This is a genomic window from Vibrio sp. 10N.239.312.D08 (genome assembly GCF_041466145.1).
GTDB classification, from domain to species: domain Bacteria; phylum Pseudomonadota; class Gammaproteobacteria; order Enterobacterales; family Vibrionaceae; genus Vibrio; species Vibrio crassostreae_C.
On record NZ_JBFSSD010000037.1, the window covers coordinates 37,384 to 53,163 of the forward strand.

Annotated in this window: 13 protein-coding genes and 1 pseudogene; 8 read left to right on the forward strand and 6 right to left on the reverse strand. The window is 45.8% G+C overall.

What is annotated here, in order from left to right; genetic code table 11:
* The first annotated feature begins 6 nt into the window (after positions 1 to 6).
* The 6 genes from sapA to AB6D58_RS17890 are packed head-to-tail and all read left to right on the forward strand — an operon-like array spanning position 7 to position 6,061.
* Complete coding sequence (gene sapA, locus AB6D58_RS17865; RefSeq protein WP_102393829.1) at positions 7 to 1,629, forward strand: ABC transporter substrate-binding protein SapA; 1,623 nt, start codon at positions 7 to 9, stop codon at positions 1,627 to 1,629.
* Positions 1,629 to 2,591 carry an ABC transporter permease subunit gene (locus AB6D58_RS17870; protein ID WP_102393830.1) on the forward strand — a complete coding sequence of 321 codons (963 nt, stop codon included), beginning with the start codon at positions 1,629 to 1,631 and terminating at the stop codon, positions 2,589 to 2,591. The genes sapA and AB6D58_RS17870 overlap by 1 nt, the downstream gene beginning before the upstream one ends.
* Positions 2,578 to 3,465 carry a putrescine export ABC transporter permease SapC gene (gene sapC / locus AB6D58_RS17875; RefSeq protein WP_052879883.1) on the forward strand — a complete coding sequence of 296 codons (888 nt, stop codon included), beginning with the start codon at positions 2,578 to 2,580 and terminating at the stop codon, positions 3,463 to 3,465. Before AB6D58_RS17870 ends, sapC begins: the two co-directional genes overlap by 14 nt.
* Positions 3,465 to 4,466 carry an oligopeptide/dipeptide ABC transporter ATP-binding protein gene (locus AB6D58_RS17880; RefSeq protein WP_017060305.1) on the forward strand — a complete coding sequence of 334 codons (1,002 nt, stop codon included), beginning with the start codon at positions 3,465 to 3,467 and terminating at the stop codon, positions 4,464 to 4,466. Before sapC ends, AB6D58_RS17880 begins: the two co-directional genes overlap by 1 nt.
* Positions 4,463 to 5,245, forward strand: coding sequence for an ATP-binding cassette domain-containing protein (locus AB6D58_RS17885; protein ID WP_017060304.1), 783 nt, complete (start codon positions 4,463 to 4,465; stop codon positions 5,243 to 5,245). The genes AB6D58_RS17880 and AB6D58_RS17885 overlap by 4 nt, the downstream gene beginning before the upstream one ends.
* A 36-nt stretch (positions 5,246 to 5,281) precedes the next feature.
* Entirely contained in the window at positions 5,282 to 6,061 is a 780-nt protein-coding gene (locus tag AB6D58_RS17890; RefSeq protein ID WP_029235328.1) for a DUF2927 domain-containing protein, read from the forward strand.
* Positions 6,062 to 6,159: 98 nt separating this feature from the next.
* On the opposite strand, the gene AB6D58_RS17895 is transcribed toward AB6D58_RS17890, so the two are convergent.
* The gene (locus AB6D58_RS17895; RefSeq protein ID WP_004734596.1) at positions 6,160 to 6,549 is read right to left on the reverse strand and encodes a DUF2750 domain-containing protein; all 390 of its coding nucleotides are present in this window, start codon (positions 6,547 to 6,549) and stop codon (positions 6,160 to 6,162) included.
* Between the two features lie 149 nt (positions 6,550 to 6,698).
* Entirely contained in the window at positions 6,699 to 7,604 is a 906-nt protein-coding gene (locus tag AB6D58_RS17900; protein ID WP_102393831.1) for a manganese-dependent inorganic pyrophosphatase, read from the reverse strand.
* Positions 7,605 to 7,805: 201 nt separating this feature from the next.
* Between AB6D58_RS17900 and AB6D58_RS17905 the strand changes: the two genes are divergently transcribed.
* A complete protein-coding gene (locus AB6D58_RS17905; RefSeq protein ID WP_102393832.1) occupies positions 7,806 to 9,020 on the forward strand; it encodes a putative manganese transporter in 1,215 nt (404 codons plus the stop codon).
* 294 nt (positions 9,021 to 9,314) lie between these two features.
* On the opposite strand, the gene torA is transcribed toward AB6D58_RS17905, so the two are convergent.
* Genes torA through torE form a run of 3 tightly spaced genes read right to left on the reverse strand, consistent with a single transcriptional unit; the run spans position 9,315 to position 13,217 of the window.
* Entirely contained in the window at positions 9,315 to 11,777 is a 2,463-nt protein-coding gene (gene torA / locus AB6D58_RS17910; protein ID WP_017067667.1) for a trimethylamine-N-oxide reductase TorA, read from the reverse strand.
* Between the two features lie 24 nt (positions 11,778 to 11,801).
* Positions 11,802 to 12,983 (reverse strand): pentaheme c-type cytochrome TorC, encoded by a 1,182-nt coding sequence (gene torC / locus AB6D58_RS17915; protein ID WP_102393833.1) that lies wholly within the window; start codon positions 12,981 to 12,983, stop codon positions 11,802 to 11,804.
* Positions 12,984 to 13,034: 51 nt separating this feature from the next.
* Positions 13,035 to 13,217, reverse strand: coding sequence for a trimethylamine N-oxide reductase system protein TorE (gene torE, locus AB6D58_RS17920; RefSeq protein ID WP_017060298.1), 183 nt, complete (start codon positions 13,215 to 13,217; stop codon positions 13,035 to 13,037).
* A gap of 437 nt (positions 13,218 to 13,654) precedes the next feature.
* On the opposite strand from torE, the gene AB6D58_RS17925 reads away from it, so the two are divergent.
* Positions 13,655 to 14,449 carry an ABC transporter permease gene (locus AB6D58_RS17925; protein ID WP_136979658.1) on the forward strand — a complete coding sequence of 265 codons (795 nt, stop codon included), beginning with the start codon at positions 13,655 to 13,657 and terminating at the stop codon, positions 14,447 to 14,449.
* Positions 14,450 to 14,692: 243 nt separating this feature from the next.
* Here AB6D58_RS17925 and tnpC read toward each other — a convergent pair.
* Positions 14,693 to 15,780, reverse strand: a pseudogene (gene tnpC, locus AB6D58_RS17930) (IS66 family transposase); the annotation flags it as partial.

Sequence of the window (15,780 nt, forward strand, 5' to 3'; positions counted from 1 at the left end):
CTTTTTATGAAAGCACTAATAAGACTATCACTGAGCATCTGTACGCTGAGCTTTCTCGCTGGATGTGGTGAGAGTGTGAATCACGAGCAAATCCGTGAAAAAGGCTTCATTTATTGCGGCCAAGGTAATCCTAGTACCTTCAACCCACAGCTGGTTGATAGTGGCATTGCCGCAGAATCGCTGAGTCCTCAAATTTTCGATACACTGCTCACTCTTGATCCGATGACGTACCGACCAAAACAGAACTTGGCGACAAGTTGGTCTGTTGATAAATCAGGTACAGAGTACACGTTCAAACTGCGCCCAAATGTTGCGTTCCAAACGACAGACTGGTTCACCCCTACTCGTAGCATGAATGCACAAGATGTGGTGTTTAGCTTTGAACGTGTCATTGATAGTTCAAACCCATTTCATTATGTGGGTGGCGGCCTATACCCGTGGTTTGCCGGAATCGACTTCAAGACCCTGATTGTCGATATCACCGCGGTTGACGACCTAACAGTGAAATTCCAATTAAGTCGCCCAGACAATTCATTTCTCAATAACATCGCCACCAGCTATGCGGTCATTCACTCTAAAGAGTATGCCAATCAGCTCATTGCAGCGGATGAGAAAAATCGAATCGATTCCAATCCAGTCGGCACTGGCCCTTTCTACTTGGATGAATACCAAATCAACGACCTAGTGCGCTTGAAAAAGAACAAGCACTACTGGAAGGGTGAAGTACAAATGGACCAAGTTGTGTTCGATACTTCGCAACGTGGAACAGGCACACTTGCCAAGCTTCTGCGTAGTGAGTGTGACGTGCTCAACTCACCAATTTCTAGCCAAATCCCTATTATTCAGGCTCATGAAGAGTTGAAGATTTCTGCTACTCCGGCGGTTAATGTCTCTTTCATCGCGCTGAATACTGAGCACCCTGCACTGCGTGACTCTCGAGTTCGTAAAGCGCTCAACTTAGCCATCAATCGTCAGAACATTCTTGATTCTGTGTATTACGGTACAGGAACCAAAGCCTACACCTTGCTTCCTCCGACTTCTTGGGCTCACCAAAAAGACAGCGTTCAAGTTCGCTACGACCGAAACTATGCGGTTGCGCTTCTCAAAGAAGCTGGCGTTGAACCTGGGTTAGAGCTTTCAATGTGGGTACCACTAGAGCCACGCGCATACAATCCAAGTCCAAGAAAAACGGCAGAACTTATCCAAGCAAACTTAGCCGATATTGGTATTGAATTGAAACTCTATACCGACGACCGATTTGACCGCACACAGTTGTCCTCTATTTCCTCAACAGACTTGTTGCTTACAGGCTGGATAGGCAATACCGGTGACCCGGACAACTTCTTACGTCCGCTGCTCTCATGCAGCTCTGAGCGTGCAGGGTTAAACGTCTCGATGTGGTGTAATTCAGACTTTGATTTCCTTCTCGACTTAGCATTAGAGATCAATCAACAAAGGCACCGTGTGAACTTGTACCGACAAGCCCAAAACATTCTCAATGAAGAAGTTCCTGTGATTCCTTTGGCTCATGGCGTGCAATTTCGCGTGCACGATCGTTCGCTAACAGGCTTTAAAGCAAGTCCTTTCAATGCCCAACCTTTTGATCAAGTCAGAAGAGAGGTGCAGTAATGTTTTGGTATACATTAAGACGTGTAAACTTATTCGTTATTACGCTAGGAATTCTGACCTTGGTAGGTTTTTCCCTGCTTCGATTAGACCAATCCTCACCTTGGGCAATTCAAGATTTTTGGCCCGGTTGGATTAGCTATATCACTGAATTATCGACGCTAAACTTTGGCCTAAGCAAACACGGTGTGCCTATCATCGATGAGTTGGTCCTGGTGTTCCCTGCAACGCTAGAGCTGTGCTTCTTTGCCTTTATGTTGGCACTCATCATCGGTATCCCTTTCGGCACCATTGCTGGTATGAGACAAGGTAAATTTGTTGATACCACCATATCGTTCACCTCAATGGCCGGTTACTCTGCGCCTATATTTTGGGTCGCGTTGCTGATGATCATGGTGTTTTCACTGCACTTTGAAATGTTCCCAGTTGGTGGCCGATACGACCTACTTTACGAGATTGAACACGTGACTGGATTCGCGATGATTGACGCCTTTTTTGCCGAGGGTCGCTACCGTGCGCACGCACTACAAAGTGTTATCGAGCACATGGCGTTGCCTTGTCTTGTTTTAGCACTGGCGCCAACGACTCAGGTCATCCGATTGATGAGAGCGTCAGTGGCTGAAGTAATGACGCAAAACTACATCCGCGCTGCGCGAATTAAAGGTCTTTCCACTAGAGAGATCATCACGCAGCACGTGCTAAGAAACGCGATACCTCCGATTATTCCTAAGGTCGGTGTTCAGCTATCGAGTATGTTAACGCTTGCTATTGTTACCGAGTCTATCTTTAACTGGCCGGGCATTGGCCGCTGGTTATTGGATGCCTTATCGAATCAAGATTACGTTTCAATTCAAGCTGGTGTAATTGTAGTGGCTACCTTAGTTTTGACCGCTAATATTCTGTCCGATCTACTGGGCGCGATGATCAATCCACTGGTAAGGAAGGAATGGTATGCTAACAAATAACGTCTACCAAGAAGAACAGATTCCAACCCAGTTCGAACGTTTCTGGCGCAGCTTCCGCAGCAATAATCTAGCTATGTTTGGCTTGTGGTGTTTGGTGCTTATCATTCTGGTCACCGTCACTTCACCGTGGCTAGCCCCGCATGATGCACAAGAACAAACCGGTCACCTATTAACGCCGCCCTCTTGGGATCCTGCGGGAACGGTAGAATACTTTTTGGGTACGGATGACTTAGGCAGAGATATTCTCTCTCGCCTAATAATTGGCTCTCAGTTAACCTTCGGCGCCGCGGTGGTGATTACCTTTATCGCAGCCGTCATTGGTTGTGTGATTGGCGTACTTGCTGGTATGACGCGCGGTTTACTATCAAGCACGCTAAACCACCTGCTTGATACTGTTATGTCGATTCCATCTCTTCTGCTGGCGATTATCTTCGTGGCATTCCTTGGCTTTGGGGAGTTTAATATCTTGCTCGCCTTGTGCTTGGCACTGATCCCGCGCTTTATACGCTCGGTGTACATTGCCGTGCATGCTGAAGTAGAAAAAGACTATATTCTGGCTTCTCGCCTTGATGGTGCGAACGATTTTTACCTGCTATGGAACTCAATCCTTCCGAACATCCTTACCGTGATCGCTCTTGAAGTTACGCTGGCACTGTCAGTCGCAATTCTTGACATCACGGCTTTAGGTTTCCTAGGGCTTGGCGCTCAAGCACCGAGTACCGAATGGGGCTCCATCTTGGGTGATTCGGTCGAGTTGATTTACCTTGCGCCATGGACAGTTACCCTACCCGGCTTAGCTATTATGTTTACAGTTATCGTGATTAACCTCGTCGGTGAAGGTGTTCGCCAAGCGCTAAATGCAGGAATCGAATAATGCCGTTACTTGATATTCGACATCTAACCATCGAGATTGAGACCCCTCAAGGGATGGTTAAAGCCGTAGATCGAATGAGTATTACCCTCAATGAAGGGGAAATTCGTGGCTTAGTAGGTGAATCAGGCTCAGGTAAGAGTTTGGTTGCAAAAGCGATCGTCGGAGTATGTAAAGAAAACTGGAAGGTTTCTGCAGACCGAATGCGCCTTGGTAATATCGACCTACTGCAACTGACGCCGAAAGAAAGACGCCGAGTGATCGCCCGCGATATCGCAATGATCTTCCAAGAGCCATCAACGTGTCTTGACCCTTCTGAAAAAGTAGGTAACCAGCTCGTTGAAGCGATCCCTTCCCATTCGTTTGAAGGTCGTTGGTGGCAACGATTTAAGTGGCGTAAGAAGCAAGCGATCGCATTACTACACAAAGTCGGCATCAAAGACCACTCTCGCCTAATGGACAGTTACTCTTATGAGTTGACCGATGGTGAGTGTCAAAAAGTCATGATCGCCATGGCGATCGCAGCCAAGCCAAAAGTCTTGATTGCTGACGAGCCAACCAACGATTTAGACCCAATTACACAGTCTCAAATATTGCGTCTTTTGAGTCGTATGAACCAGATCAATAACACCACCATCGTGTTGATCGGCCATGACTTAACCACCATTACCCAATGGGCGACTCGCATTACCGTGATGTACTGTGGTCAATCGGTAGAATCCGCTGATACACCGAAGCTGTTGGATGCACCAAAGCACCCGTACACCGTTGCTTTGTTAAAAGCGATGCCAGACTTTAACGACTGGATTCCCCACAAGGAGAAACTCCAGTCTTTGCCGGGGTCAATTCCACCGCTGCAACATCTTCCTATTGGTTGTCGATTAGGGCCTCGCTGCCCATACGCACAAAGGCAGTGTGTCGAGATCCCACATACGAAACGTATCAAGAACCATAAGTTCAACTGTCACTTCCCTCTGAATATGGAGAAGAAAAAGAAATCATGAGTGCATTATTAGAAGTCAGTGATTTGTCTAAAGACTTTACGACTCGCTCTGGTCTTTTCCGTAAAAAGATTCATCAGGCGGTGAAGCCAGTTAGCTTTTCTCTTGAAGCAGGCCAGACAATTGGTTTTATCGGCCAGAATGGTTCTGGCAAATCAACATTAGCCAGAATGCTCGCAGGCATGGTGGAGCCAACCGCAGGCGAGATCCGCGTGAATGGCGAAAAGCTAGAGCACAAAGACTACTCGACTCGTTGTAAGCTGATTCGAATGATCTTCCAAGATCCGAATACGTCACTTAACCCGCGCATTCAGATCGGTCGAATTCTTGAAGGTCCATTAAAGCGAAACACCAACATGCCTCCAGAAGCTCGTATGCGTCGTGTGAAAGACACACTACTGCGCGTAGGCCTTCTACCGGAACATGCGTATTTCTACCCTCAGATGCTTGCTGCAGGCCAGAAACAAAGGGTTTGTTTGGCTCGTGCCTTAATACTTCAGCCATCCATCATTGTTGCTGATGAAGCTTTAAATGGTTTGGACATGGCAATGCGCTCGCAAATCATCAATCTGTTCTTAGAGTTACAAGAAGAGATGGGCGTATCGTTCGTTTATGTATCTCAACACCTCGGTATTGTTAAGCACATTACCGACAAGATTATTGTCATGCATGAAGGCAATGTGGTTGAGAGTGGGGAAACAGATCAAGTGCTAACCAATCCAACTCACCAAATCACCCAAAGATTGGTTGAGAGCCATTTCTCCAAAGCGCCGAACCACTAACCTGGAATCACGCTACATTTAGCAGAGGGGAAAAGTATGTATCGAACAGCTTCAATGCTTCCCCTCTTGTTGGTGCTGTTGTCCTTTAACGCGACAAGCACACCGCTCACATGGCTAGATAGAAGCTTCGTCGAAACTGCCTTTTATAACGTCGCGCTTCAACACGAATACTCCCAAGGCAACAAACCGCTCGCCAAGTGGAAACAACCGATCAAGATTTGGATCGATCATCGAGTGGGCGATGAGGAACTGCATCAAGAGATCACAGAGCTTCATATCAAACACTTATCTGAAGTCACCCAACATCCAATAACAATCGTCAGTAAAGAGTCCGAAGCGAACGTTAAATGGATATACACAAGGCAGAGCCAGTGGGTATCTGAGGCGAAATCGGTGCTCAAGCTCAAATCAACTCAACATTTAAATAGCGCCATCTGCACGGCGGGCTATAGAACCAATTCTAAAGGCGAGATTGTATACGCTGGGATTGTAATCCCGGTTGATCAGGCAAGATCGCGAGGTAAGCTGGTCGCCTGTATCGTGGAAGAGATCACACAAGTTCTAGGCCTGCCGAATGATTCAGATAAAGCCTACCCTTCTATTTTCAACGACCACACGCCAGAAGACTTATTATCGCCGCTAGACGTAGTGCTACTGCAATTGCTGTATGAACCAGAATTGAAAGCTGGAATGACAAAATCTGAAGTAAAACCTATCGTTCGAAAGATACTCAAGAGATACAGCAAAACAGGTGTGCTTCAGCAAGCTTCTAAAGCCGCACAGCAAGCGCCTTTGTATCAGTTGATTGGGTATTGACGAATATACGTTGGAAGTAACTTAGATGGGATAATTGAATGATAGCGCTGCCTAAGAAAGGCAACGCTGACTTACGATGTTACTGTATTACGAAAGAACTAGCGCTTAGCTGCCTGCTTTTTCAATTCGAAGTCGAACTCATCCGGGAACAAGATAACGCCTTCTTCTTGCTCGTTCGGGAATACTACAACAGCAAGTTCGTCGTCTTCTAGACCGTTCGTCCAGCGACTGTGCCATTTGTTCAACGAAATAGACTCAGCTTTACACTCAGACCAATCACCCGTTGCCCATGATTCTGCGAACTCTTGGTTTGGCCATACTGGAACACAATCTTCATCTTCTGTGTTCAGCATTACACAACCGTGTTCATCGGTTAAGATCCATACTTCACGGTTTGCTACGATTTCTTTCACACAGTATTTCAGGCGTTGCTCGCCCGTATACTTGTTGATTTCAGCGATTTTTTTATCGTCTAGCTGTGTAGTCATCTTAATTTCCTACTTTAGTCAGTAACTTTGCTCTTAAAGCTATTTTATGCCGAGTGTTGTTAACTTCAAACATTATCGATGAAGAAGAAAGTCTACTTCAAAGAAAAACGCCTGCTAAATAAGCAGGCGTTTAATATTAAGCGACTTGATTAAACAAGCTCACCTTGTAGCCAAGGCCAGCCTTGCTTCTTACGGCTTAGTGTATTTTCCATCATTAATACGCCGCCTTTCTCGTGCTTAAACAATTTCTCAGCCCACTCACCTTTGTATAGAAGACGAGTTTGAGCAGTAGTGATATCTGTTAGCATTACCGCAGCGAACGCTAGACCGTCTTTCTCACAACGCTCTTCAAGATCAGCTTCTAGCGCTTCGATCATGCCGTCTACTTGCTCAAGAGTCGCAAGTTCAACTTGACCAACAACAACATCACGACCGTTGAATGGGTAGCCTTTAAGGTCTTTTTCTACTAGCTGTGCAGCAGATAGGCCTTCGATGTTTGTTTTTGCGATTAGAAGCGCTTTGATGAATGCATCAACGTCAGTTACGCCAGCAATTTCAGCAAGCTCAGCAACCGCGTCTTTGTCTTTTTGAGTACATGTTGGAGAAGCGAAACCAACTGTGTCTGAAAGAATTGCAGACATCATTAGTTTAGCGATTTGTTGAGAGATTGCGTGACCTTCAATCTTGAACATGTTGAAAAGTACAGTGTTTGTACAACCAACAGGCCAGATCCAAGCTTCCATTGGGTTTACTGTCATCACGTCGCCTAGACGGTGGTGATCAACAATACCTACGATCTCTGCATCAGCAACATCATCTGGTGCTTGTGCTAGATCTGAGTAGTCTACTAGCCAGATTTTCTCACCAGCAACAGAAGTACGAAGCTCTGGCTTTTCAGCACCAGCGACTTCTAGAATGTGTTGAGTTTCGCGGTTGATCTCGCCTTGTCGAATTGGTGTCGCTTCCTCGCCACGAGCCTTAAGAAGCTCAGTTGCAACTAACGCACTACAAATACTGTCACTATCAGGGTTTTTGTGACCAACAACTAAAATCATGTTTCTTCCTATTACACTAACAATTATGACTCTACCTTTAGAGCCTCTCTTTATTAGCCATACTTTACCTCATTTTTTTAGATTGGTCATGTTTCGTGGGTTTAGCCAATAGTAACAATAGATAAAAAAACAACAAATGCAATTGATAATTATTATCATTCGTATATATTTATCTTAAGCCACTAATTTTGAGTAACACCTATGGATCGACTAATCTCTTTTTTGCCAAGCAGTAGTGCTGCGAAAACAACTCAGTTTTCACTGTCATTTAAGCGCCTGCTTTTGCCTGTCTCACTTGCAGCTTTGGTTGCAGCCCCAGCTACACGAGAGCTGACGGTGACTACTTTGTCAGACGCGTTTTGGGCAGTGTCTTGTTATGTTGCTTTAACCTTGGCTATTTACCACTGGTTAAGTCTGTACATAAACAAAGATAACGTCTTCAATAAGCTCGTCCATCAATCTCGTTCAAACCAAGTGGTATTCGCGGCTCTCATGGGCGCGTTGCCCGGCTGTGGCGGTGCGATAGTGGTAACCACACAATTTATCTCGGGAAAACTCGGATTTGGTGCGGTAGTTGCGGTGCTCGTCTCAACCATGGGTGACGCGGCGTTCCTGCTCATAGCGAGCGAGCCTAAGACAGGTTTAGCCATGATGGCGATGGGCGTGATCGTGGGTACTGCGTCAGGCCGAATCATTAACTTGTTTCACGCAGACGACTTCTTACGCCCAAAAAAAGCAGAGAAAAATGAAGTGGTGAGCAGCTGTGCTTCTCAATCTCAAGACAAAGAATCGGTCTCTAAAAAAGCGATAAACCTGCAAGGTTACCTGTGGTCTGTACTGATTATTCCGGGTGCTGCCGTTGCCCTACTTGGCTCTTTTCAAGTCGATGTGAACGAGCTGCTCGCTTTGCCTGAAATGTCGATGGAATGGGCGGGGACAGTTTTGCTGATCAGCTCGATGTTTCTGTGGGGGCTAACCCGTGAAATTGAGGATTACAAATCAGCCGTGAGTGAGGACGAAAAGTGTATAGGCTCTCACCCATTGCAAAAGACCGCTCAAGATACAAACTTTGTCACCGCTTGGGTGGTGGTTGCCTTTCTTTTCTTTGAATTTGGCTCTGTGATAGCAAATGTTGATTTTGCGACGCTATTCTCAAGCTGGGGCATCATGCTCCCCCTGGCTGGCGTGTTGATGGGTTTGCTACCGGGCTGTGGACCGCAATTATTGGTCACTAGCTTATACCTTTCAGGCGCCCTGCCACTTTCGGCTCAGGTAGGTAACGCAATTTCAAATGATGGAGATGCGCTATTCCCTGCGATTGCGATGGCACCGAAAGCAGCACTGGTCGCAACCTTGTATTCAAGTGTGCCCGCTTTAATCTGTGCTTATGGCTATTGGTTTATGTTTGAGATCTAACTTGATCAGAGTTAACTACATAGGCTTCTGTAAGGTCTGTACTTTGTATCGGCCTTTTTGTTTCCGCCTGCTTAAGTCTTTCCACAGGTTCTTTTTACATTCCCTTCCTGCTTCACTGCTTCTACCACCTCTCTCAAACAGCGCGTTACAGCCTGTCTCAAAAACGCCCTCTATTAGCCCTGTATAATGCTTATTTAGAAACACCAACACTGATATCAAAAATACAAAAAGCCCCTGTAAGAGTGCTTACAGGGGCTTTAATTCAAGCTTTAATCTTGGTTCTTAAGACAAGACTTAAGAAACTTCGATTGGACCACCGAATGAAGTTACTGGAGGCAGTTTGCCTTGGAACTTCTCGAAATCAACCAAACATGTGTTTGCTGACGTTGCTTGAGCAAGTTCAGACGTACCGATATCTTGAGTCAGTGTGTTTGGATCGCCGTATGTATCTAGCGCGCCCACTTTCTCGTTGATCGGACCGTACCAAGCACCTTCTTCGATACGAACAACACCAGGAGCGTAGCTATCCATTAGAACAGCACCTGCTAGTAGTTGACCACGGTCGTTAAACACACGTACTACATCGCCATCTTTGATGCCTTTCTTCTTAGCATCTACTGGGTTGATGTAGATTGGCTCACGGCCTTGTACCGCGTAAGTCGCACGCCACTCTTCAGATTCACACATCTGAGAGTGAAGACGCTTGTCTGGGTGACAAGATTGTAGCCAGTACGGGTGCTTGTCAGAGCCTGGACCACCGTGTGAACGTTCAGATTTCTCGAACCACATTGGGTGTTCTTGACAGTGCTCGTAACCCATGTTGCCAACAGTACGGCTTGTGATTTCGATGAAACCAGAAGGCGTGCCTAGTGCGTTGATCTCTGGATCTTCACGGAATGAAGCGTGACGAGTCCATGGCTTACCTTTGCCGAAGTCTAGGAAACCTTTCTCCCAGAACTCAGCAAACTCAGGCATTTCGAAGCTACCTTCGTTTGATGCGCGACATTCGTCGTACAGAGATTTAACCCACTGCATTTCGTCCATACCACGCGTGTAATCGTCGTAACGACCCCAACGCTTAGTTAGGCTAGACATGATCTCGAAGTCAGTCTTAGACTGGAACAGAGGATCCACTAGCTTGTGCATTGCGATCAAACCACGGCCAGAGTACGCGCCGTAACCATCGATATCGTTACGTTCCCACTGAGTACAAGCTGGAAGAACAATATCAGAGTGACGACAAGTTGCAGTCCAAGCGAAATCAACAGCCACTACAGTTTGTAGGCTCTTGAATGCTTTACGCATCTTGTTGCGATCTTGGTGGTGGTGCCACGGGTTGTTACCACTGAATACCATCATCTTGATGTCAGGCAGTGTCACTGTTGCGCCGTTTGCTTTGATCTTCTTACCTGGCTCTAACAGGCTATCTACCCAACGAGCAACAGGGATTACGCGGCTGTAACCGTTGTAATCAGTGTTAGTGTGCTTAGGCGATTGACCTTTGTCGATGTTCAGCGGGAATGAACCCGGAGCAGCGAAGCCAGTTGAAGATACACCGATACCAGAGTAGTGGTGACCGTAAGAGATACCACCGCCCGGAAGACCAATTTGGCCAACCATTGCTGCGATAACTGCACACATCCAGTAAGGCTGTTCACCGTGCTCTTGACGTTGGATACTCCAACCCACAAGGATCTGCGTACGACCGTTAACCAGCATCTTAGCGAAGTCACGAATAGAGTCCGCGCTTGCGCCACAGATAGCAGAAGCCCATTCTGGCGTCTTCTCAACTCTGTCTTTCGTTTCACCTTGAACGTACTTGATGAAATCTTCAAAACCTAGACAGTAAGTTTCGATGAACTTCTTGTCGTATAGGCCTTCGTTGTAAAGAACGTGAGCAACACCAAGCATGAACGCCACATCAGTTTGTGGGTTGATGTACATTTGCTCGTTTTCTAGGTAACGACCTGTTTTGTTTTTAACAGGGTCAACAGAAACAACGTTGATCTCTTTCTTAGCAACTTTTTCTTTCAGCTGTTCTAGGTATGCGAACGACTCGTGAGTCTCACATGTCCAACCTACTTGAAGGTTTTTAACTGGATCGTTACCCCAAAGAACAATGTTGTCACTGTTTTCTAGGATAAGTTCCCAAGATGTACCTTGTGCGTAAACTTCAGTAGAACCTAGCACGTAAGGCATGATCGTTTGACCAGCACCTGTTGAGTAGTCACCGATTTTCTTCACAGAGTAACCGTGAAGTGCCATTGCACGTTGCATGTGGTTAGTACAGCTATGGAACTGACCTGTTTGTCTCCAACCAGTTTGACCTGTGTGAAGCGCCCATGGACCGTAATCTTTCTGTACGCGCTCTAGCTCGCGGTAAACAAGGTCTAGTGCCTCATCCCAAGTCACACGAATAAAGCGGTTGTTACCACGCGTGTCTGCGCTGTACTTATGCTTCTTCAACCAATCTAGGCGAACCATTGGGTAACGCACACGTGATGGGCTGTAGATAATACCTTTAATACCTTTCAGCATCTCTGTTGGGTGCTGATCGATTTCTAGAGGTTTAATTTCTTGTACTTTACCCGCGTAAACGCGAGCTCGGAATGCACCCCAGTGAGAACCAGAGACTTTCCACGCACCGTCTGTTTCTGCTGCAGACGCTGATGCCGACGCCAATAAGCTTGGACCGATAACCGATGCCGCACTTGTAGTAGCGACACCTTTCAGAAAACTTCTTCTTGTAATTGCCATTGTGTTACTCCAATTGACGTCTTATTAGTGATGGCCTTCAGAAAAATCTGATGAGTGCTTCTGTAGATACTTAAGAACCAGTGCTTCTGTATCTGTATCGAAGTTAACGAATGCAATCATACCATCTAGCATGCCTACCCAACCGTTAGCGCTGAAGTGAGCTTCATCTGGCTGTGAGTGACACGTTGAACAGTTAGATTGGTACGCTTGACCCGCTGCGTTCCAGATTGGAGCGAAGTTATCAACCATAGACTCTTTCTTCATCCAAAGTGCTAGGTTAACTTCTTCCCATGGAAGGCCAGTAAGCTCATCTTCTTTCTTCTCACCAACAGTGATAACGTCACTTTGAGATACTTCTTTCGTCAAGATTGCAGTTGAGATGTTCATACCGAAGTCTTCTTGGATTACACGTCCGAAGCCTTTCGCTTTACGCCAACCGTCGATTTGAATCTTGATCATATCGCCTTTTTCGTCGATAACCGCAACTTTACTTGCAGGGCTTAATAGACCCGCTTCAACTTCAGCTGTTTCATCTGTGTACATTGGTAGGTGACGAATAGAGATCACGTCTGAACCATTTGCGTAAGATGTGCTGCTTGCTACGTTTTCTAGCTCGCCAACAATACCGCTCGCTGATGCCATATCTAATGGAAGGTTGTGAGCAATACCTTTGTGACAGTCAACACAGCTTTGATCACGCTCTGCCGCGTTCTTCATCTGGATACGCGCTGTTGGGCGCATGTTTTCGAAATCCATTGAATCGTAGTTGTGGCAGTTTTTACACTCTAGAGATTTGTTCGAAGAGAAGCGATCCCATTCGTGTTTAGCCAGTTCGATACGACGAGCTTCGAATTTCTCAGGCGTATCTAGGTCACCAAATACTTGAGCGAATACTTCTTTAGAAGCTTGCATCTTACGAGCGATTTTTGCTGTCCATTCATGTGGAACGTGACAGTCAGGACAAGTAGCACGTACACCAGAAGTGTTTTTCCAGTGAACCGTTTCCTGTAGTTCTACGTATACGTTGTCACGCATGGTGTGACAGCTTACACAGAATTCTTCTGTATTTGTGTGCTCTAGAGCTGTGTTAAAACCGCCCCAGAAAATAACACCGGCGATAAAGCCACCCATAGTTAGTACACCAAGACTGATGTGTACTGCTGGGCGAGTCATTGTGCGCCATAATTTAACTAAAAATGATTTCATGTTTAGCTCTCTTAAATATTGATTTTAAAAAATGTTGTTACTTAGAGGGCATTACATGCCGCCGTGAGCACCTGGAGGTCCGAATACAAACACTTGCAGTGCCCAAACTAGGAAGCCGTAACCGCCTACAAAAGCCACACTTAATATTGGGAAGAGAACCACCGCGATGAAGAGGAAAGACTTCCACTCCAGCGAATGTTTTTCGCTAGTTTCAATTTTATTAACATCACTCATACATTTTGCCTATTTTGTATTTAGTAATTTCGAGTAACCCATTCTATGGGGCTAAAGTTCTTAAGTATCTAACGACAAATTTTAGACCATACTCAAAGTAGGGTTCAATCAAATCTCCCGTTATAACCCTTGCTAATCAATACTTTTTTGAGCTCATCCAAAGTTGTTTTTAGTTAAACAAAGTTATTAAAAAGTATTAACAAATGTGAAGAATTAAGTATATTTCACAAATGTTAAATTCCAACACCGGCGCAACCATATTGTAACCAATTTTAACGTTTTACCTACTAAGTAGTAGCCAAAAATGCCTCAAAAAACCAATATTCTGTGGTTTGATTGTTAAATTATTGAGTATTTTTTAAAGCAACGGCTGAGAAGCTGAAATGCATCATTTGGCACTTTCAGATATGATGGGGACCTACTTAAAAGGAAACATTATGCAAGACGTTATTGATATATCTTGGTGGCAGTTATTGTTCTTCAGCTCACTTCTCTTGCTACCCATTACCATCAACCACAAGTTAAAACTCGGCCTTGGCAAAGAGGCTTCTATCAGCATCATTCGTATGGTTATTCAGCTATTTCTGGTGGGACTTTACCTAGAATACTTGTTCACTTTGAATAGTTTGTGGGTCAATTTGCTGTGGTTATTTACTATGATTATCGTCGGTGCAAGCTCGATTGTTGAAAAATCTAGACTGCCAAGAAACCTACTTTCGGCTCCTGTCGCCGTTAGCCTTGCGGTAACTTGTGTACCTATTGTCTTGTTCATCTGCTTTTTCATCATTAAGCCGACACCGGTTTTTAACGCGCAGTACCTTATCCCAATCGCAGGGATGTTATTGGGTAATAGCTTAAGCAGTAATATCGTGGCATTACAGAACCTGTTTGGTGCCTTTGAAACACAGAAATCAGAATATGAAGCAGCAATCGCGTTAGGCGCGTCTCCTACTTATGCTGCTGCGCCTTTTGTACGTAATGCAATACAGAAAGCGATGTCCCCTATCATGGCCTCTATGGCAACCACAGGCTTAGTAACGCTGCCGGGAATGATGACTGGACAGATCTTAGGTGGTGCTTCACCGATGATCGCGATTAAGTATCAACTGATGATCATGCTGGCGATTTTCGTGATGATGAGCTGCTCTCTAGCCCTTGTACTTCACCTCTCATTGAAGACATCTCTGACCAAAGAAGGGCGAGTTCTCGCTCAAATACAGCCTTCGAAATAACCTCCCTACTCCACTTAGATCTGGTTACTCACTGAATTTGAGACAGGTTATCCACAGAAATTGTGGATAACCAAATCAATATAGATCCTTTTTTGTCCATTTCGGCTCGCGCAAAGATCATTGCCATTGATCCTTGGGTGATTTCAAAGACATATACACACGTGCAGAACTGCGTTGTTAAGCGTTCAAATGATAATTTAAGAATTCAACGGTATCCGCCCCATGAACCCACGGGGCGACTTGTCAGTGTTTGAAGTTCCAAGGTAGGAGTGCGTCGATATCAGGCTCTGCTTTCGCGAGCTCTTTCATGCACTTGACCATGTAGTCTTAGAGGATAAGACCGTTGGCTTTTGCAGTCTCGACGATACTGTAAAGCATCGCGCTCGCCTCAGCGCCATTTGGTGTGTTGGAGAATAGCCAATTTTTCCTGCCAATAACCAGCGGTTTAATTGCGCGTTCAGCGCGATTATTATCGATAGATAAGTGACCATCGTCGATATAACGAATGAGTTTAGGCCATTGCCCGAGCGTGTACTTTATTGCTTTGCCTAGTGGGCTAGAGCCTATCACCTTCTGGGTTGTCATCCATTGGTAAAGCTCATCCAGTATCGGCTTGGCATACGCTTAACGCTCTGCTTTGCGTTCTTCGGCAGGCGCACCTTTTAAGCTTGATTCTATCCCGTAGAGCTTTTGGGGTTTAGCCAGCACTTTATCAGCCTTGCCCGATTTACCTTCCCCTTGAAGCTTCTTCGCGTCCATGAACTTGCGTTAAGCACCCCACATTAGTGACGTGATGCAGACCATGATAAGCCGTGTAGCCATCGGTTTGTAGATAACCGTTGTAGTCACCTAAAAAGTCCACGGGGCACACCCTCGCGCGACTGTTTTGATAGTCGTACAAGGCGATTTTTTCACATTCGGCAGTGCCGCTTCGGGCGAGTCAGCGCCTGAGCAGTAAAGCCACATATAACACTGCTTCTCTTCTTTGAGCACATTAAGCGGCGTTTCATCCGCCTGAACCACCACTTGCTGAAGTAGGTGCTCTTTCAAGGCGGCATACAGCGGGGCTAACTTCTCACTGACTTGGATAACCCACCTTGCCATGGTGGTGCGTGATAGCTCGATACCCGACTGGGTAAACAGCGATTCTTGGCGATAAAGTGGCATCGCGTATTGGTATTTGCCAAGAATGATGTTGGTCAGCAAGCTTTCTGTGGCGAAGCTTTTAGGGATGAGACTCTGAGGGGATGGCTTCTGAACGATACGGCTGCTGTCACCTGTTTTCTCGCACTGGCGGCAAGCGTACTTAGGACGAACATATTCCAACACTT